Origin of the sequence: Candidatus Mycobacterium methanotrophicum, assembly GCF_023515995.1 — a bacterium.
Classification (GTDB): domain Bacteria; phylum Actinomycetota; class Actinomycetes; order Mycobacteriales; family Mycobacteriaceae; genus Mycobacterium; species Mycobacterium methanotrophicum.
This window is the reverse complement of the sequence record NZ_CP097320.1, coordinates 1,576,761-1,595,556: the sequence shown is the minus strand read 5'-3', so window position 1 is coordinate 1,595,556 and position 18,796 is coordinate 1,576,761. Positions and strand designations below refer to the sequence as shown.

Annotated in this window: 14 protein-coding genes, 2 pseudogenes and 1 riboswitch; of the genes and pseudogenes, 9 read left to right on the top strand and 7 right to left on the bottom strand. The window is 65.7% G+C overall.

Annotated elements, in window-relative coordinates; translation table 11 throughout:
- Positions 1-7 precede the first annotated feature (7 nt).
- The gene (locus tag M5I08_RS08625) at positions 8-2,248 is read right to left on the bottom strand and encodes an NADP-dependent isocitrate dehydrogenase (RefSeq protein WP_219066772.1); all 2,241 of its coding nucleotides are present in this window, start codon (positions 2,246-2,248) and stop codon (positions 8-10) included.
- 220 nt (positions 2,249-2,468) lie between these two features.
- Positions 2,469-2,588, top strand: a riboswitch (SAM riboswitch).
- Between the two features lie 176 nt (positions 2,589-2,764).
- Here M5I08_RS08625 and M5I08_RS08620 point away from each other — a divergent pair.
- The 4 genes from M5I08_RS08620 (at position 2,765) to M5I08_RS08605 (ending at position 6,483) form a co-directional block, all read left to right on the top strand.
- Positions 2,765-4,135, top strand: coding sequence for a bifunctional o-acetylhomoserine/o-acetylserine sulfhydrylase (locus M5I08_RS08620; RefSeq protein ID WP_219066771.1), 1,371 nt, complete (start codon positions 2,765-2,767; stop codon positions 4,133-4,135).
- Between the two features lie 12 nt (positions 4,136-4,147).
- The gene (metX, locus tag M5I08_RS08615; protein ID WP_219066770.1) at positions 4,148-5,275 is read left to right on the top strand and encodes a homoserine O-acetyltransferase MetX; all 1,128 of its coding nucleotides are present in this window, start codon (positions 4,148-4,150) and stop codon (positions 5,273-5,275) included.
- Positions 5,272-6,003 (top strand): class I SAM-dependent methyltransferase, encoded by a 732-nt coding sequence (locus M5I08_RS08610; RefSeq protein WP_219066769.1) that lies wholly within the window; start codon positions 5,272-5,274, stop codon positions 6,001-6,003. Before metX ends, M5I08_RS08610 begins: the two co-directional genes overlap by 4 nt.
- Positions 6,004-6,213: 210 nt before the next feature.
- The gene (locus M5I08_RS08605; protein ID WP_219066768.1) at positions 6,214-6,483 is read left to right on the top strand and encodes a hypothetical protein; all 270 of its coding nucleotides are present in this window, start codon (positions 6,214-6,216) and stop codon (positions 6,481-6,483) included.
- A gap of 83 nt (positions 6,484-6,566) precedes the next feature.
- Here M5I08_RS08605 and M5I08_RS08600 read toward each other — a convergent pair whose 3' ends face one another.
- The gene (locus tag M5I08_RS08600) at positions 6,567-8,015 is read right to left on the bottom strand and encodes an FAD-binding oxidoreductase (protein WP_219066767.1); all 1,449 of its coding nucleotides are present in this window, start codon (positions 8,013-8,015) and stop codon (positions 6,567-6,569) included.
- A gap of 170 nt (positions 8,016-8,185) precedes the next feature.
- On the opposite strand from M5I08_RS08600, the gene M5I08_RS08595 reads away from it, so the two are divergent.
- A complete protein-coding gene (locus tag M5I08_RS08595) occupies positions 8,186-8,599 on the top strand; it encodes a DUF732 domain-containing protein (RefSeq protein ID WP_219066829.1) in 414 nt (137 codons plus the stop codon).
- Here M5I08_RS08595 and M5I08_RS08590 read toward each other — a convergent pair.
- Together M5I08_RS08590 and M5I08_RS08585 are read right to left on the bottom strand one after the other, a co-directional pair.
- The gene (locus M5I08_RS08590) at positions 8,596-8,868 is read right to left on the bottom strand and encodes a DUF3017 domain-containing protein (RefSeq protein ID WP_219066766.1); all 273 of its coding nucleotides are present in this window, start codon (positions 8,866-8,868) and stop codon (positions 8,596-8,598) included. The genes M5I08_RS08595 and M5I08_RS08590 overlap by 4 nt on opposite strands.
- Complete coding sequence (locus tag M5I08_RS08585; protein ID WP_219066765.1) at positions 8,865-9,710, bottom strand: bifunctional methylenetetrahydrofolate dehydrogenase/methenyltetrahydrofolate cyclohydrolase; 846 nt, start codon at positions 9,708-9,710, stop codon at positions 8,865-8,867. Before M5I08_RS08585 ends, M5I08_RS08590 begins: the two co-directional genes overlap by 4 nt.
- Positions 9,711-9,753: 43 nt before the next feature.
- Here M5I08_RS08585 and M5I08_RS08580 point away from each other — a divergent pair.
- Positions 9,754-10,101: pseudogene (locus M5I08_RS08580) on the top strand (oxidoreductase); the annotation flags it as partial.
- Between the two features lie 137 nt (positions 10,102-10,238).
- Complete coding sequence (locus tag M5I08_RS08575) at positions 10,239-12,851, top strand: FHA domain-containing protein (protein ID WP_219066764.1); 2,613 nt, start codon at positions 10,239-10,241, stop codon at positions 12,849-12,851.
- Between the two features lie 22 nt (positions 12,852-12,873).
- On the opposite strand, the pseudogene M5I08_RS08570 reads toward M5I08_RS08575, so the two are convergent.
- Positions 12,874-13,191: pseudogene (locus M5I08_RS08570) on the bottom strand (ATP-binding protein); the annotation flags it as partial.
- A 62-nt stretch (positions 13,192-13,253) separates the two neighbouring features.
- On the opposite strand from M5I08_RS08570, the gene M5I08_RS08565 reads away from it, so the two are divergent.
- On the top strand, positions 13,254-13,538 hold the full coding sequence (locus M5I08_RS08565; RefSeq protein ID WP_219066763.1) for a hypothetical protein: 285 nt from the start codon (positions 13,254-13,256) through the stop codon (positions 13,536-13,538).
- 677 nt (positions 13,539-14,215) lie between these two features.
- The gene (locus M5I08_RS08560; protein WP_370328628.1) at positions 14,216-14,668 is read left to right on the top strand and encodes a tRNA (cytidine(34)-2'-O)-methyltransferase; all 453 of its coding nucleotides are present in this window, start codon (positions 14,216-14,218) and stop codon (positions 14,666-14,668) included.
- 77 nt (positions 14,669-14,745) lie between these two features.
- Here M5I08_RS08560 and M5I08_RS08555 read toward each other — a convergent pair whose 3' ends face one another.
- The gene (locus M5I08_RS08555) at positions 14,746-15,390 is read right to left on the bottom strand and encodes a nitroreductase family protein (protein ID WP_219066762.1); all 645 of its coding nucleotides are present in this window, start codon (positions 15,388-15,390) and stop codon (positions 14,746-14,748) included.
- Positions 15,391-15,473: 83 nt separating this feature from the next.
- Positions 15,474-18,755 (bottom strand): error-prone DNA polymerase, encoded by a 3,282-nt coding sequence (locus tag M5I08_RS08550; RefSeq protein WP_219066761.1) that lies wholly within the window; start codon positions 18,753-18,755, stop codon positions 15,474-15,476.
- Positions 18,756-18,796 lie beyond the last annotated feature (41 nt).

The following is an 18,796-nucleotide window of genomic DNA, read 5'->3' as shown; positions in this document are numbered from 1 at the left end:
TCGTGGACTAAGCCCGCTGAGCGTCCTCCAGCGCGGCGTTGAAGGTTTCGCTGGGCCGCATCACCGCAGTGGTCTTCTCATCGTCCGGCTTGTAGTAGCCGCCGAGGTCGACCGCCTCGCCTTGGACCTCGGCGAGTTCGGCGACGACGACCTCTTCGTTCTCGATCAACGCATCGGCCAGTGCCGCGAAGTGCTTCTGCAACTCGGCATCATCGCTCTGCGTGGCCAGTTCCTGCGCCCAGTAGATCGCCAAATAGAACTGGCTGCCCCGGTTGTCGAGCTCACCGGTCCTGCGCGACGGACCCTTGTTGTTGTCCAGCAGCTTGCCGATCGCGGCATCCAGCGTCTTGCCCAGGATCTTGGCGCGCTCGCTGCCGGTCTTGATACCGATGTCCTCGAAACAGGCCCCCAGCGCGAGGAACTCGCCGAGCGAATCCCAACGCAGGTGGTTTTCCTCGACCAGTTGGCGGACGTGCTTGGGCGCCGAACCGCCCGCTCCGGTCTCGTACATTCCGCCGCCGGCCAGCAGCGGCACGATGGACAGCATCTTGGCGCTGGTGCCCAGCTCCAGGATCGGGAACAGGTCGGTGAGGTAGTCGCGCAGCATGTTGCCGGTCGCCGCGATGGTGTCCAGCCCGCGGATCAGGCGCTCCAACGTGTACCGCATGGAACGCACCTGCGACATGATCTGGATGTCGAGGCCGTCGGTGTCGTGGTCTTTCAGGTACTTCTCGACCTTCTTGATCAACTCGTTCTCATGCGGCCGGTACGGGTCCAGCCAGAACAACACCGGCATCCCGGAGTTACGGGCCCGGGTGACGGCCAGCTTGACCCAGTCGCGGATCGCGGCGTCTGTGACGACGGGCATGCGCCAGATGTCGCCGGTTTCCACGTTCTGCGTCAGCAGCACTTCGCCGGTGTCGAGGTCCACGATGTTGGCGACGCCATCCTCAGGGACCTCGAACGTCTTGTCGTGCGAGCCGTACTCCTCGGCCTGCTGCGCCATCAGGCCGACGTTGGGGACGGTGCCCATCGTCGTCGGATCGAACTGGCCGTTCGTCTTACAGAAGTTGATGACTTCCTGGTAGATGCGGGAAAAGGTGGACTCGGGGTTGACGGCCTTGGTGTCCTTCTGCCGCCCGTCGGCGCCGTACATCTTGCCGCCCGCGCGGATCATCGCGGGCATCGAAGCGTCGACGATCACATCACTGGGCGAGTGAAAATTGCTGATTCCCTTGGCCGAATCGACCATGGCCAACTCCGGGCGGCGCTCGTGGCAGGCGTGCAGGTCGCGGACGATCTCATCGTGTTGCGAGGCGGGCAGCGACTCGATCTTGTTGTAGAGATCGACCAGTCCGTTGTTGACGTTGACCCCCAGTTCGTCGAACAGCGCCTGGTGCTTGGCGAATGCCTCCTTGTAGAAGACCTTGACGGCGTGCCCGAAGACGATGGGATGGGAGACTTTCATCATCGTGGCCTTGACGTGCAGGGAGAACATCACGCCGGTCTTGTACGCATCCTCCATCTGCGCTTCGTAGAATTCGCACAGAGCTTTCTTGCTCATGAACATGCTGTCGATGATGTCGCCGCCGCCCAGCGACACCGTGGGCTTGAGCACGATTGTCTTGCCGCCCGCGGTCACCAGCTCCATCTTCACGTCGCGCGCGCGGTCCAGCGTCATCGACTTCTCGCCGTGGTAGAAGTCGCCGTACCGCATGGTTGCGACATGAGTGCGCGACGCCATCGACCAATCGCCCATGCTGTGCGGGTGCTTGCGCGCGTACTCCTTGACCGCCTTCGGCGCACGGCGGTCCGAATTACCCTGTCGCAGAACGGGATTAACCGCGCTGCCGAGACATTTGGCGTAACGGTCGCGAATTTCCTTTTCCTCGTCGGTCTTGGGACTTTGCGGATAGTCCGGAACCTTGAATCCCTTGCCCTGCAGTTCCTTGATCGCGGCGACGAGCTGGGGCACCGATGCGCTGATGTTCGGCAGCTTGATGATGTTGGTGTCGGCTCGCTGCGTCAGGCGGCGCAGTTCGCCGAGGTTGTCGGGCACCTTCTGATCGTCGGTCAGGTAATCGGGGAACTCGGCCAGGATCCGTGCCGCTACCGAGATGTCACTGGTCTTGATTCCGATGCCCGCCGGTTCGGCGAAGGCACGCACAATCGGCAGAAAGGAGTAGGTCGCCAGCAGCGGCGCCTCGTCGGTCAACGTGTAGATGATGGTCGGCTGTTCGGCGCACACGGCTGGTCTCCAGTATCACTGGTCTTGGCGGGCTTCGTTTTGTCACTGACTGCCACGGCATCAAGGGCGTTTCGCCTCGTTTCGACCTTGAGGTGGTGCCGGCGAACCGGGGCACCCAGGGCTAGTTCGATTCGATGGTAGTCCGGTTCGACCTCTGCCGGCGACGTAAGCGCAGGAGACCCCTGGCATGCGATCGGCTTAATGAGATAAGCTCCGTTTCGGTCATGAGCGCCAGCGTCAAGCCCCGGCTTGCTGGCCGGCAACCCTCCAACCGCGGTGGGGTGCCCCGGGTGATGACCAGGTTGAGTAGCCAAAACGGCTACGTCGGCAAGCGCGGGTCCGCCGTGACGGGCCCCCCGAGTAGACAGGGAAACCTGATGCGCACCTATTTGGGCTGGCTCATCGTGTGTCGCAGCTGCTAACCGCAACGCTGCCGGTTGACGTCGTTTTCCAGATGACGTCCCGCGGGGCTGCCAGCACTCGACCCACCCACATCCTTCCAAGAAAGACATCACCGTGAGTTCCGAAACCAACCCTGACAACGAGACCCACCCGGCCGCGCATTGGTCGTTTGAAACCAAACAGATCCACGCCGGCCAGCAGCCGGACCCGACCACCGGCGCCCGCGCGCTGCCGATCTACCAGACCACCTCCTACGTCTTCGACGACACCGCACACGCCGCGGCGCTGTTCGGGCTCGAAATCCCCGGCAACATCTACACCCGCATCGGCAACCCAACCACCGACGTCGTCGAGCAGCGCATCGCCGCCCTGGAGGGCGGCGTCGCCGCGCTGTTCCTGGCCTCCGGGCAGGCCGCGGAGACGTTCGCGATCTTGAACGTGGCCGGCGCCGGCGACCACATCGTGTCCAGCCCGCGGCTCTACGGCGGCACCTACAACCTGTTCCACTATTCGCTGCCCAAGCTGGGTGTCGAGGTCAGCTTCGTCGATGATCCCGACGACCTGGACTCGTGGCGGGCCGCGGTGCGCCCGGACACCAAGGCGTTTTTCGCCGAGACCATCTCCAATCCGCAGGTCGACGTGCTGGACACTCCCGGCGTCTCCGGGGTGGCCCACGAGCATGGCGTTCCGCTGATCGTCGACAATACCGTCGCCACGCCCTACCTGATTCAGCCGATCGCCCAGGGCGCCGACATCGTTGTGCATTCGGCCACGAAGTATCTGGGTGGGCACGGCGCCGCGATCGCCGGTGTGATCGTCGACGGCGGGACTTTCGACTGGACCCAGGGCCGTTTCCCCGGGTTCACTACACCCGACCCCAGCTACCACGGTGTGGTGTACGCGGAGCTGGGCCCGCCGGCCTTCGCGGTCAAGGCGCGGGTGCAGTTGCTGCGCGACTACGGGTCGGCCGCGTCGCCGTTCAACGCGTTCCTGATCGCGCAAGGCCTGGAAACGCTGAGCTTGCGGATCGAACGCCATGTCGCCAACGCCCAGCGAGTCGCCGCATTCCTGGCCGGCCGCGACGATGTGCTTTCGGTCAACTACGCCGGCCTGCCCGGCTCGCCATGGTATGAGCGGGCAAAGAAGTTGGCGCCCAAGGGAACCGGAGCCGTGCTGTCGTTCGAGTTGGCCGGTGGCGTCGAGGCCGGGAAGGCGTTCGTCAACGCGCTGAGGCTGCACAGCCACGTCGCCAACATCGGTGACGTGCGATCGCTTGTGATTCACCCGGCGTCGACGACGCATTCCCAGCTCAGCCCCGCCGAGCAGTTGTCCACCGGCGTAAGCCCGGGGCTGGTGCGGCTGGCCGTGGGCATCGAAGGCATTGACGACATCCTGGCCGACCTCGAGCTCGGCTTCGCCGCGGCGCGAAAGTACCGCGGCGAGACGGCCGGCAGCGGCGACCCGCACGCCGTGGCGGCGTTCTAGAGGAGGCCCGGGATGACGATCTCTGATATGCGGACCCAGACGCTGCCCACCGAGGGCGAGGTCGGCATTGTTGACATCGGCCCGTTGACGCTGGAAAGCGGCGCAGTCATCGATGACGTCAGCATCGCCGTGCAGCGTTGGGGCCGACTGTCGCCGACCCGCGACAACGTCGTCGTGGTGCTGCATGCGCTGACCGGGGATTCGCACATCACCGGACCAGCCGGGCCAGGACACCCGACACCGGGCTGGTGGGACGGCATAGCCGGCCCGGGCGCGCCGATCGACACCGACCGCTGGTGCGCAGTGGCCACCAATGTGCTGGGCGGCTGCCGCGGCTCGACCGGGCCAAGTTCGACTGCCCCCGACGGCAAGCCCTGGGGTTCGAGGTTTCCGTTGATATCGGTGCGAGACCAGGTCGAGGCCGACGTGGCCGCGCTGGCGGCGCTGGGCATCGCCGACGTCGCCGCTGTGGTCGGCGGATCGATGGGTGGGGCCCGCGCGTTGGAGTGGATCGTCGGGCATCCCGACCGGGTGGGCGCCGGTCTGCTGCTGGCCGTGGGCGCGCGGGCGACGGCCGACCAGATCGGCACCCAATGCACCCAGATCGCGGCCATCAAAGCCGACCCGAACTGGCAGGGCGGTGACTACTACTGCACCGGCCGCAGCCCGGACGCCGGTCTGCACATCGCCCGCCGCTTCGCGCACCTGACCTACCGCGGCGAGCGCGATCTGGACACCCGTTTCGCCAACGACCCACAGCGCGACGAGGATCCGGTGGCGGGCGGACGCTATGCGGTGCAGAGCTATCTGGAACACCAGGGCAGCAAGCTGGTGTCGCGCTTCGACGCCGGCAGCTATGTGGCGCTCACCGAGGCGCTGTCCCGCCACGACGTCGGCCGGGGCCGCGGCGGTGTCGGCGCGGCGCTGCGCGGCTGCGCAGTGCCGGTGGTGGTCGGCGGCATCACCTCCGACCGGCTCTACCCACTGCGCCTGCAGGAGGAACTGGCCAAGCTGTTGCCAGGATGCAGCGAGCTACAGATCGTCGACTCGATCTACGGGCACGACGGCTTCCTGGTGGAGTCCGAAGCAGTTGGCGAACTCCTACAGCAGACCCTCAAGTTGGTCGAGTGTCCCCGATGACCCGGTCCCGGCAGGACCGCTCGTTGTCGTTTGGCTCTGAAGCGGCCGCGTACGAGCGGGGCCGGCCGTCGTACCCGCCGGAGGCGATCGACTGGCTGCTGCCGGACGGAGCCCGCGACGTGCTGGATCTCGGCGCCGGCACCGGCAAGCTGACCACCCGGCTGGTGGAGCGGGGGCTGGACGTGGTCGCGGTCGACCCGATCGCCGAGATGCTGGAGATGCTGCGCCGGTCGCTGCCGGACACACCGGCGCTGCTCGGCACGGCCGAGGAAATTCCGCTGGCGGACAACAGTGTTGACGCGGTGCTGGTTGCGCAGGCGTGGCACTGGTTCAACCCGGAGCGGGCGATTCCCGAAGTGGCCCGGGTGCTGCGGCCGGGCGGGCGACTGGGTCTGGTGTGGAACACCCGCGACGAGCGGCTCGGCTGGGTGCGCGAACTGGGCCACATCATTGGCCGCGACGGCGATCCGGTCCGCGATCATGTGACGCTGCCGGCGCCGTTCACCGCAGTACAGCGTCATCAGGTTGAGTGGACGAATTACCTTACACCACAGGCGTTGATCGATTTGGTGGCTTCTCGTAGCTACTGCATCACCTCACCGACAGAAGTGCGCACCAAAACACTGGACCAGGTACGCGAGTTGCTGGCAACTCATCCCGCGCTGGCGAACGCGGGAGGCCTCGCGCTGCCCTACATCACGGTCTGCGTGCGCGCGACGCTGTCTTAAGCCCGGCCCGAACGGGCTTTACAAAGTCGATGACGCTTCACCAGGCTGGTTTTATTGTGGGCGAAGACCTTTCGGTCACTGACACCCGAACGTCGCGCAACGCCGCCGAGCTGGCGCAGCGCCAAGGGCAGGCCCAGGCGTTTTCCGCTGACATTCGGAGCCGCGCCGCCCAGCTCATCGCTACCGATAGTCGAGACGATCCGATCCCTCGTGGACGATGACCTGATGGAAGCCGGATACCTCGTTGACAACGGTAGATTCGCCGCCGCACCGTTCGATCACTGGATGCGGGATCTCACCGATGCCTACGTGACTCACCACGACGATACGGCCGAATGGGTATTTTCCTTCTGGCTGAACCTCACCGACAAAGGGCGACGGATCGCACTCTCCACCGAAGAAGGCAAAGCCGTGGATCGACATGAGCGCGAGCGAATCGCCTCGCTTCGGACGATCCAGGACGGTCAGCCTGGCAAGTAGTGCGACGAGTGCTGAGCTGCGCCAGAGTGTCATTGTTACAACTAATCTCGTTGAAACCGTGACACAACCCGACACTCGGCAGGTCAAAAATTGAGCCCGGAGAACATGATTCGGCCGGGATCGTACTTCTGCCGCACAGCGCTGAGCCGGGATGTATTCGGGCCGAAGTACCGCGACGCCGGCTGGCTGGTCTCGAGATAGTTCACGTAGCCGCCGACCGAATACGGCCGCACCGCTTGGTGTGCGACACCCAACCAGCCGGTCGCCGCCGCAGGGTCACCGGTTTCGACGTACCACTGCACCAGCGCGGACTGCTGGCGCCACGGGAACGCCGTGGCGCCCGTCGGGACGCTGGCCACCGCTCCGTCGAGAGCGTGCATGATCGCCAGCATGCGGCCTGCGCTACGAGGAAAGGCGCGCACCGCCGAGGCAATTCCCTGCGCGGCGGCCGGGGTGATCGTCGTGAAGACGTCCGACCCGCCGACATAGCCCAGCGGAGACGGGTTGAGGTTTCCGACGGCCAGATAACGCGCCAGGTCCAAGTAGTTCAAAGTGCGGTCCTCGGTCCCGGTGGGTTGCATGCCGACGGCCGAAACGACGGCGTTCGACACGCTGCCACCCGACCCGGCCGGACACGTCGCCAGGATGCGACAGTGCGTGCCCATCGCGTCGACGGTGGCGTCGGCCAGTGCCCAGCTGCTTCGGTCTGCGGTCCGCAGCCAGTTCTGCCAACCGACCAGCACCTGCGCGAACGACTGCGGCGGGAAATTGAGGTTGATCACGTCGACGTCGCCGGTGGGAAACGTGGCAAAGGTGAGCGAGGTGGTCACCCCGCAGTTGCCGCCGCCACCACCGCGTAATGCCCAGAACAGGTCGGGGTTGCCGGCGGCGGAAGCGGTGACCGCCTGGCCACCGGGCAGCACCACCGACGCCGACCTCAACGCGTCACACATCAGGCCCGCGCGCCGCGAATGGGCGCCGAGCCCGCCGCCCAGCGCGTGTCCCGCGGCGCCGACGGATGGGCAGGTGCCCGTGGGGATCCCGCGGCCCGCCGCGGCCAGTGCCTGGTGCATGGCATACAAACTGGTCGCCGGCGTCACCGTGACCTGGCCGGTGGCGGCGTCGTAGTCGACTCCCCCGGGCAGTTGACGCAAGTCGAGCACCATGGTTCCGTTGGCCGTGGACGCGCCCACATAGGAGTGCCCACCACTGCGTGGAGCGACCTTGAGGCGCCGCGCCGCAGCGAATGCCATCGACTTTTGCACATCCGCCGGCGATGACGGGACGACGATCACCGCGGGCGTCGAGGAGTTGTAGTTGGTGTTGAAAACCTGTTTGGCCGTTCCGAATTGACCGTTGCCCGGTTGTATCACCTGCCCGCCGATGGCAGAGGAAAGCGGATCCCAACCGGACGCAATCGGATCGGCGCCGGCCCGGCCCGATCCGGCTCGTCCCGGTCCCAGGATCGCACCGGCGGCTAACGCTCCGACGGCACCCCGCAGAAACGTCTGGCGCGAGATCTCACGCGTCAACGTACGCCTCCCGCGGTTGCGTCACGTCCCGCATTGTCGATCACGGGAACCGCGGTATGCCATGACGTGTCGGGGATAACTGAAACGTGTGCGAACCTTAACCTCACTGTGTTGTGAATGTGACAGCCGTAGACCACTGTTCGTTGCAGACCAAGGACGAGGAGCTGGATATGCGTCGCAGTTGGATGTCGTGGTTGGGCAGTCAGCCATTGACGGTCCGCGCGTTGCTCGGTGCCGGCTGTCTGATCACCGCAGCCACAGCTTTCTCGGCACATTCCGAGGCAGACCAAAACGACGACAACTTCATCGACTCGCTGAGCCACGCCGGCATCGAGTATGGCGAACCAGGAAATGCGATGGCCGTGGGTCAGTCGATCTGCCCGATGCTCGCCCAACCGGGCGGCAGCTTCGCCGCTGCCGCGTCGGGCGTCGCCCACCGGGGCATGTCACCGCAGATGGCGCAGCTGTTCACCACCATCGCGATCCAGACCTACTGTCCGCAAGAGATGGCGAACATAATGGGCGGCAACGTTTCTGGACTGCAGCAACTCCCGGGCACCGCAGGGATGATACCGGGGATCTAACGGGTGCCCAGCGGGTCGATCGTCCAGGCGATATACACCATTCCCACGGCGACCAGCGCCATCGTGGTGAAGTCAATTCCCTTGCTGCGCAGCACCAGAAGCCCGGCACGATCGTCGGTGAGCGTTAACCGCAGCACCGCGGCGACCCCGACGCCGATCCCGATCAACAGCGCGCCGCGACGCCAGAAGTTCGCCGCCGCCAACCCGAACGCGACGACGAAGATCAGCATGACCGTCACGATCGGCCATTGCGAGCGGAACAGGCTCATTCTTCTTCAGCCAATTCGACGACATTCGTCAGCAGGAAAGCGCGGGTCAGCGGGCCGACACCGCCGGGATTCGGCGACACCTGACCGGCGACCTCCCACACCCCCGGGTGCACGTCACCAACCAGCCCGTCGGCGGTACGGCTGACACCGACATCGACGACCGCGGCGCCCGGACGCACCATGTCCGCGGTCAGCATGTGCGGCACGCCGACCGCGGCCACGACGATGTCGGCCTGCCTGGTCAACGCGGGCAGATCACGAGTTCCGGTGTGACACAGCGTCACAGTGGCGTTCTCCGAGCGGCGCGTCAGGATCAGCCCCAGCGGACGACCAACCGTTACACCGCGACCGAGGACCACGACGTGTGCGCCGGCGGTCTCGACGTCAAAGCGGCGCAACAGGTGGACGATGCCGCGCGCGGTGCACGGCAGCGGCGCCGGGGTGCCGAGCACCAGCCGGCCCAGGTTGGTCGGGTGCAACCCGTCGGCGTCCTTGTCCGGGTCGACGCGCTCCAGGGCGGCGTTCTCGTCCAGCTGCTTGGGCAGCGGCAACTGCACGATGTAACCGGTGCACTCGGGGTTGGCGTTGAGCTCGTCGATGGTCTCGTTGAGCTTGGCCTGACTGATGTCGACGGGCAGGTCGCGGCGCAGCGAGATGATGCCGACCTTGGCGCAGTCAGAATGCTTTCCGCGGACGTAGGCCTGCGACCCCGGATCGTCGCCCACCAGGATTGTGCCCAGGCCCGGTGTGCGCCCCGACGCCGTCAAAGCTGCCACCCGTTGCTTCAGGTCGACGAAGATCTCGTCGCGCGTAGTTTTGCCGTCAAGCGTGATCGCACCCACGCTCGACAGTCTTCCATGCCCGCGACACCCACAATGGCGACCCGCCGCGGCCCTGGCGCCGGTGCGGTTCTTCAACCCCATCGGCATGCGGTTCGCCAAGAAGGCGACCCGCGACGACATCGACGACGTTATCGCCGCGCACGCGAACGCCGCCCGACTTGCCATCGAGGCAGGCTTCGATGCCGTCGAAATCCATTTGGGCCACAACTAGCTGGCGAGTTCCTTTCTTTCGCCGTTGATCAATCGGCGCACCGACGGGTTCGGCGGATCGCTGCAGCACCGGGCCAAGGTCGCGCGCGGGACGCTGATGGCCGTTCGACGCGCAGTGGATCACGGGGGCACGCCGATCGCGGTCACCGCCAAGCTCAACATGGCCGACGGTGCGGTCGGCGTGCAGCCACCTGCAACCGGTGCGCGCCGACGATCTACACCCGCACCCGCTGCGTGGTGACCGGCGCGCCGGACACTGCCCGATGACACGCCGGTGTCGCGCTGAGCGGCTTAACACAAGCGGCTAAGGTTGAGACGATGAGTCAAGCAGCGCCGCCCGTGCTGACAGTCCGCTACGACGGATCTCAACGCACTTTCGCCGCCGGCCATGACGTCGTTGTCGGGCGCGATCTGCGCGCCGACATGCGTATCACGCATCCGCTGATCTCGCGCGCGCATCTATTGCTGCGCTTCGAGCAAGGGCGCTGGATCGCCATCGACAACGGCTCGTTGAACGGGACGTACGTCAATGGGCGTCGGGTCCCGGTGGTCGACATCCACGACGGCCAGACCATCAACATCGGCAATCCCGACGGACCGCAACTTGCGTTCGAGGTCGGCCAGCACGCGGGTATGGCCGGCCGGCCACCCCAAACCACGTCGATGCGGGCTGTTCACCAGTCCGCGGCGCCGCCGCGGCCGACGCGCCCGCTAGGCGTGCCCCCGGCAGCCGGGCCCCCGCCCGGCCTGATCCGGCCACCGGCAACCGGACCGCAACCGCATGCGGGCGGTCCCCCTGCACCACCAACCCTGGCGCATCAGGGCAGCGGGGGCCAGCGGCCGCCGGTTTACCCGCACCAGCCACCGCCGCCCCACCGGCCGTCCCCGCCGCCGCGGCAGCCGCCCACCCAGATCGCTCCGCCGATGGCCAGCAAGCCGCCCGAGGAGAGCAATCTGGCGACGAAGATGATGCAGGCGATCCTGCCTGGATCCGGCATACCGGCGACACCACCCGGATCCGCCACCATCGGCCGCGCCAACGACAACGACATCGTCATTCAGGACGTCCTCGCGTCGCGCCATCACGCGTTTCTGGTTCAATCCCCGCTGGGGACCGAAATCCGCGACGCCCACAGCGTCAACGGCACGTTCGTCAACGGCGTGCGCGTCGGTTCCGCGGTGCTGACCGAGGGCGACGTGATCACGATCGGCAACGTCGACCTGGTCTTCACCGACGGCAATCTGGTCCGCCGCACCGAAGCCGCCACCCGCACCGGCGGCCTGGAGGTCAACGGCGTTCACTTCAAGATCGACGGCAAGGAACTGCTGGACAACATTTCCCTGATCGCCCGGCCCGGCACGCTGACGGCGATCATCGGCGGCTCCGGTGCGGGCAAGACCACGCTGGCGCGGCTGATCGCCGGCTACACCCGTCCCAGCGCCGGGTCGGTCACCTTCGAGGGCCACGACATCCATGCCGAGTACGCGACCATGCGAAGCCGGATCGGGATGGTCCCGCAGGACGACGTGGTGCACCGCCAGCTGACGGTCAACCAGGCGCTCGGCTACGCCGCCGAGCTGCGGCTACCGCCAGACACCAGCAAAGAAGAGCGCGCCCAAGTGGTCGCGCAGGTGCTTGAAGAACTCGACCTGCCCAAACACGCCGACACCCGAGTGGAAAAGCTCTCCGGTGGGCAGCGCAAACGCGCGTCGGTGGCCCTCGAGCTGCTTACCCAGCCGTCGCTGCTGCTCCTCGACGAGCCGACGTCCGGTCTGGACCCGGCGCTGGACCGGCAGGTCATGCTGATGTTGCGCCAGCTCGCCGACGCCGGTCGTGTGGTGCTGGTGGTTACGCACTCGGTGTCCTACCTCGACGTCTGCGACCAGATTCTGTTGATCGCGCCGGGCGGTAAGACCGCCTTCAACGGCCCGCCCAGCCAGGTAGGTGCTGCATTGGGCACCACCAATTGGGCGGACATCTTCGCCAATGTCGGCGCCGACCCCGACGAAGCCAATCGCCGCTTCATCGAAAGTGAAGGCCGACAGCAACAGTCGCAAGCACCGGCCCGGGGAAGCCCCGCCGACTTGGGCGAACCGGTGCACACCGACCAGGTGCGTCAGTTCTCCACGATTGCGCGTCGCCAGGTGCGGCTCGTCGTCTCGGACCGCGGCTATTCGGTCTTCTTGGCGGTACTGCCGTTCCTGATCGGTGCGCTGTCGCTGACGGTGAAGGGACCCAAGCCGGGACTCGGTCCCGCCAACCCGCTCGGGGTGGCGCCGACCGAACCGCAGTACATCATGGTGCTGCTTAATATCGGCGCGGTGTTCATGGGCACGGCGTTGACCATTCGCGACCTGATCGGCGAGCGCCCGATCTTCCGCCGCGAGCAGGCGGTCGGTCTGTCGACCACGGCGTATCTGCTGGCGAAAGTTTTCGTCTTCACGGTTTTCGCGACCGCCCAGGCGGCGATCGCGACCTTTATCGTCAGGATGGGCAAAGGCGCGCCCACGGCGCATCCTCCATTCTTCGACAACGCCACGTTCTCGCTGTTCGTCACCGTCGCGGGAACCTGCATCGCCTCAGCGATCCTGGGCCTGATGCTGTCGGCGGTGGCACAGTCCAACGAGCAAATCATGCCGCTGCTGGTGGTATCGATCATGTCGCAGCTGGTGCTCGCCGGCGGGATGATCCCGGTGACCGGCCGGGCGGGTCTTAATCAGCTGTCCTGGGTGACACCCGGACGGTGGGGTTATGCCGCGGGGGCGTCGTCGATCGACTTCCCGGGCCTGGTGAAGGTCAAGCAGATTCCGACCAACGATCCGCTGTGGCAGTACTCCAAGCACATCTATCTCTTCGACATGGTCATGCTCGCGGTGTTGTCGCTGTTCTACGCCGGCTATGTGCGCTGGAGTATCCGACTAAAGCGCTGAATCAACCCAGTGCACGACGCAATCACCTGCCGGTAGGGCTCAACGTTGCCAGCGCGTACTCGCTGACCGCGATCAGTGCATCCGTCGCCGATCGACGGCCCGGGCGTCGATGTTGACGACCGGCACGTTCGGGCAGGGTCAGCGCTTTGCGCACCTCCGCGACGGGATATTTCGGGGCGCTTTCAAACTCGTTGACCGCTATAAGAAATGGCAAGTTGCGATGTTCGAAGAAGTCGACCACGGTGGTGCGTTCGTCCGGGGTGGCCTCCACCATGTCGACGCCTACCGAAGCGTCGGTGAGCATCGCCTCGGTTCGCAGTTTCAGATGGCCATTGACAGACGATCTTCGTCGACGCGGTATCGCGCGTCTTCGGCTGCGGTTGGGCCGCTGGCTTAGCACAGTTGGACGATCCTGCCCCGGGCCTCGGCAGCGTTGTGGTGGCCGGCGTGAATATCCCGATTGTGGTTGCTCGCGATATCGCTCCGCTGACGGTGGCCGGCACTGGCCGTGCGTTCTACCTGATCGACAAGACAGCGATCCAGCTCGTGTCTAACCCAACCGCTACGCGGGTCATCGCGAACTACTGGCAACCGGATGACACCTACCTGCTCACCGCTATTCAGCGTTGGGGACTGGCGGTTGTGCGTCCTGCGGCTATTGCAGTCGCCTACGACGTCAGCCCGTGACACTGAGTTGATCTAACCGCCGGTTGATCACCGGCGTTGAATGATGGCAGGCCCCGCAGTCCCTTCCGGCTGCGGGGCTTTGCCACACACAAGGGCCGCGCTGGCGCGGTCAAGCCCGCGGTAGGGCTCAAACTCAACCGGGAGCGTAACGCGCTCGTCCCACGTCGTGAGTCCGTCGCCGCATACGTACCGCCAAAGCCCGCCGTCCCGTACCCACAGGGTGCCCTGACGGTCTACGAGAACGTCGTAGGCACCCGATTCGGCCACCATGGCTAGCATGTCTCGGTCTCGGTTCATCGCAGGTATTTTTCCTCAGCTTCCGACAGTGTGCGGCCCATGCCGATCATGCCGATCATATTGTAGGCACCTGCCAGATAAACCTTGTAGTGCCGGGTCGGCTTGCAGCCCAGGGTGCCGGAAAAGTTGATCTGTAGCCCTGTGACCTTGGCTGTTATCGTCGTGTGACCGGCGTGGCGTAGGTGAAGGATGTGACCTACGGGCTTGGATGGGACTGCGAAACCAACCGTCCGAACCCGAGGTCACACCCACATGCCATCCTGTCCGACATCGGCCCCCGAGGCGAGCCTGACGCCAGCAGCAACTGCTCAACGTGCTGGGCGCCATTCCAGACCCTCGTGACCGGCGCGGGGTTGATAGCTTATCTTGTGTTCAAGGTGATGTTTTACTCCCCGCGTATCGCGCCCAATACCGGCAATGCGATCAGGACCGCGGCGGCCACCGGAGCCGAACTGCATCTCGTCGAGCCGCTGGGTTTCGACCTTTCCGAACCCAAGCTGCGCCGAGCGGGGCTGGACTACCACGACCTCGCCTCGGTCACCGTGCACCCATCACTGGACGCCGCCTGGAAGGCGCTGTCGGCGCGACGGGTGTTCGCCTTCACCGCCCATGCCACTTCGTTGTTCACCGAGGTGAGCTATCAGGGCGGTGACGTGTTGATGTTCGGCCCCGAGCCCACGGGGCTGGACTCGACGACGTTGGCCGACGTTCACATCACCGACCGCGTGCGCATCCCCATGCTGGCGGGACGACGGTCACTGAACCTGGCCAACGCGGCGGCGGTCGCTGTCTACGAGGCGTGGCGTCAGCACGGGTTCGCCGGCGCCCGGTGAGGTTTTTTCGCCGAGTGGCCAGTTGTGATACGCGATAGCGCATTTCACGTGCAATAACTGGCCACTCGGGACGAGGTCTACCAGCTGTTCCAGTGGGTCAGCTGTGCGGCCGGCAACCGCTTGGCCGGCCGGAAGTCCGTGCCTTTGGTGTAGGCGATCGGGAACAGTCCGCCCTGGCTGTACTGCTGGAAGGGAATGCCGAGCAGCTCGGCGACTTTTTCCTCGCCGCCGCGAACCAGGTGCAGCGTCGTCCAGCAGGAGCCCAAGCCACGGGAGCGCAGCGCCAGGCAGAAACTCCACACCGCCGGGAACAGCGACGCCCAGAGCGAGGCGCCGCCCAGCGGCGACGTCTCCTCCCGGCCCTCGATGCACGGGATCAGCAGGACCGGCGCCTCGTGCATGTGCTCGGCAAGATAGGCCGCAGAATCGCGCACCGCGCCCATTCGCTCACCGCGGGTGTCTCCCTCGGCGTATTCGGGCGAGGCCGAGCTGAGATAACCCCGCGCATTGGCCAGGTAGACCTCGCCGATCGCCTTTTTCTTGTCGGCATCCTCGATGAAAACCCACTGCCAACCCTGCGAGTTGGAACCGGTGGGCGCCTGCAGCGCCAAGTCCAGGCATTCCATCAACACGTCGCGGGATACCGGCTTGTCGAAGTCGAGGCGCTTGCGAACCGAGCGGGTGGTGGTCAGGACTTCGTCGACAGATAGGTTCAGGGTCATGGTGCGGAGACTACCGATGCCGCGAAAGTGCATTCGCCGACGTATTTCCCAAGTGCATGTGTCGGCGGTTGCACTTTCGCGTGTTAACGGAAGTCGCGGGACGTCGATCCCATCTTCAGGGTGAGCGTGGCCAACCGCTCGGCCACGACGGTGACTGCGCCACTGGCGTTTTGGACCTGCCCCCGGATTAGTAGCGCCGATGCCGTCTGCGCCAGTTTGCGGTGTCGGGCCCATACCCCAGGTGTGCAGAGCACGTTGACCATCCCGGTCTCGTCCTCGATGTTGAGAAACGTCACTCCCTGTGCGGTCCCGGGCCGCTGCCGATGGGTGACCGCGCCGGCGATCAGTACCCGGTCGCCGTCGGGCACCGACAGCAGCGCGTCGGCGGGCAGCACCCCCATCTCATCGAGATTCGACCGCAGAAACTGGGTTGGATAGCTGTCGGGGGAAATGCCGGTAGCCCACACGTCGGCCGCGGCCAACTCCAGCTCGCTCATCCCGGGTAACGCCGGGATGTGCGACGACGAGCCCACACCCGGCAAGCGGTCCGGACGTCCCGTGGCGGCCGCACCGGCCGCCCACAGGGCCTCGCGCCGGGAGATCCCAAAGCAGCTCAATGCTCCTGCAGTGGCCAGCGCCTCGGTCTGCGGCACGGAAAGCTGCACCCGGCCCGTCAAATCCAATAGAGAAGCAAAGGGGCCGTGCGCTTTTCGCTCTTCGACGATTTTCTCGGCCAGGTCATCTCCGATATGACGGACACCGCCCAGCCCCAGCCGCACGTCCAAACCGCCGTTTTCCAGCGTGGCGTGCGCCAGGCTGGCATTGGCGTCCGGGCCGTGCACGATCACGCCGTGCCTGCGGGCATCGGCCACCAGCGACTGCGGCGAGTAGAAGCCCATCGGCTGCGCGCGCAGCAGCGCCGCGCAGAACGCCGCGGGGTGATGCAGCTTGAACCACGACGAGTAGAACACCAGTGATGCGAAGCTCAGCGCGTGGCTTTCGGGAAAACCGAAATTAGCGAAAGCTTCCAGCTTTTCGTATATCCGGTCGATCAACTCGTCGTCGGCGCCGTGCATTCGCCGCATGCCGTCGTAAAACCGGCCGCGCAGCCGTCGCATGCGTTCCGCCGACCGCTTGGATCCCATCGCGCGCCGCAGCTGATCGGCCTCGGCGGCGGAAAAACCCGCGCAGTCCACCGCGAGCTGCATCAGCTGCTCCTGAAACAGCGGCACTCCCAACGTTTTCCGCAATGCCGGCTCCATCGACGGATGGTCGTAGACTATCCTGTCGACGCCGTTGCGCCGGCGGATGTACGGATGCACCGAGCCACCTTGAATAGGGCCAGGACGGATCAACGCGACCTCGACCACCAGGTCATAGAACACCCTGGGCCGCAGCCGCGGCAGGGTGGCCATCTGCGCGCGGGACTCCACCTGGAACACTCCGACGGAGTCGGCGCGGGCCAGCATCTCATACACCGCCGATTCGGACAGGTCCAACGTGGCCAAGTCCACCTCGACGCCTTTGTGCTCGGCCAGCAGATCGATGGCGTAGTGCAGCGCCGAGAGCATACCCAGTCCGAGCAGGTCGAACTTCACCAAACCGATTGCCGCGCAGTCGTCTTTGTCCCATTGCAATACGCTGCGGTTCTCCATGCGCGCCCATTCCACCGGACAGACATCAGCGATCGGACGATCGCAGATCACCATGCCGCCGGAGTGGATGCCCATGTGTCGCGGCAGGTTCTGGATCTGGGTGGCCAGGTCGATCACCTGCTCGGGAATGTCCTCGATATCCGACGGTCGCGCATTCCAGTGAGCGATCTGCTTGCTCCATGCATCCTGTTGGCCCTGAGAGAAACCCAGCGCGCGGGCCATGTCGCGCACGGCGATCCGCGGGCGATAGGTGATCACGTTGGCGACCTGAGCGGCATAGTCACGGCCGTATTTGCCGTAGACGTACTGGATGACCTTTTCACGTTGATCCGATTCGATGTCGATGTCGATATCGGGTGGCCCGTCGCGTACCGGCGACAAGAAACGCTCGAACAACAGCTCGTTGGCCACCGGATCGACCGCGGTGACGCCGAGGGCATAACAGACTGCCGAGTTGGCCGCCGATCCCCTGCCCTGACACAGAATGTTGTTCTCTCGGCAGAATCGGGTGATGTCGTACACCACCAGGAAATAGCCCGGAAAGCCCAGTTGCGCGATGACTTCCAGTTCGCGCTCGATCTGAGCATATGCTCGACGCGCCTGTGCTCTCGGCCCGTAGCGGCGCTGGGTACCCGCCATCGCCAGCTCGCGCAACCAGCTGTCCTCGGTATGGCCGGGCGGAACGTCGAACGGCGGCAGCTGCGGAGCGATGAGCGCCAAACCGAAGGCGCACTGCTCGCCGAGTTCGGCCGCGGCGGTCACCGCGCCGGGGTGCTGTGCGAACAGCCGCGCCATCTCCTCACCCGATCGCAGGTGGGAACCGCCCAGCGCGGCCAGCCAGCCGGCCGCCTCGTCCAGCGACTGCCTGGCCCGGATGGCTCCCATCGCCATCGCCAGCCGGCGCCGCGACGGCGCGGCGAAATGCGCACCGGTAGTCGCAACACAGCTAAGCCCGAATCGGGTTGCCAGGTCGGCCAGTTGGGCGTTGGTTTCGTCGTCGAGCGGATGCCCATGGCGGGTCAGCTCGACGCTGACCCGCGCACGTCCGAATCGGTCCACCAGATCGGCCAACGCCGCCGCGGCCGCGTCCGGTCCGCCGGTGGCCAATGCCGCGCGGACGTGACCTTTACGGCAACCGGTCAGGATGCGCCAGTGCCCGCCCGCCGCGTCGCTGAGCGCGTCGAAGTCAAACCGCAGCTTGCCTTTCTCGCCGCCGGCCAGATGCGCCGCGGCCAGTTGCCGCGACAACCGCCGGTAGCCTTCCGGGCCGCGAGCCAACACCAGCAGATGCGGGCCCGCCGGATCGGGGTCGTCGGTCCGGGCGCTGGACCCCAATGACAGCTCGGCGCCGAACACGGTTTGCATGTCCAATTCCGCGGCCGCTTCCGCGAACCGCACCGCCCCATAGAGGCCGTTGTGGTCGGTCAGCGCGATCGCCCGCAGATCCAGCCGCGCCGCCTCCTCGACCAGCTCCTCTGGCGTGCTGGCCCCGTCGAGGAAGCTGAACGCCGAATGCGTGTGCAACTCGGCATACACGACGGATGAGCGGACCGTCCGGCTATCGTCCGGCGGCTGATACGCCACCCGCTTGCGAGACCAGGGCACATCATCCGGTGGCCCCCACACAGATGGCGTGCCGGCACGGCGCGGCTTCCCGTCGAGCACCCGCTCCATTTCCGCCCAGCTCGGCGGGCCGTTGCTCCAACCCACAGCTGCAGTCTATCGAATGCACGTTCGATATTGCCATCGCA

What these genes read in the sequence shown, in the direction of transcription:
- metX (WP_219066770.1), top strand. Translation starts at nt 4,148, where the DNA reads ATGACGATCTCTGATATGCGGACCCAGACGCTGCCCACCGAGGGCGAG.
- M5I08_RS08610 (WP_219066769.1), top strand. Translation starts at nt 5,272, where the DNA reads ATGACCCGGTCCCGGCAGGACCGCTCGTTGTCGTTTGGCTCTGAAGCG.
- M5I08_RS08595 (WP_219066829.1), top strand. Translation starts at nt 8,186, where the DNA reads ATGCGTCGCAGTTGGATGTCGTGGTTGGGCAGTCAGCCATTGACGGTC.
- M5I08_RS08590 (WP_219066766.1), bottom strand. Translation starts at nt 8,868, where the DNA reads ATGAGCCTGTTCCGCTCGCAATGGCCGATCGTGACGGTCATGCTGATC.
- M5I08_RS08575 (WP_219066764.1), top strand. Translation starts at nt 10,239, where the DNA reads ATGAGTCAAGCAGCGCCGCCCGTGCTGACAGTCCGCTACGACGGATCT.
- M5I08_RS08560 (WP_370328628.1), top strand. Translation starts at nt 14,216, where the DNA reads ATGTTTTACTCCCCGCGTATCGCGCCCAATACCGGCAATGCGATCAGG.
- M5I08_RS08555 (WP_219066762.1), bottom strand. Translation starts at nt 15,390, where the DNA reads ATGACCCTGAACCTATCTGTCGACGAAGTCCTGACCACCACCCGCTCG.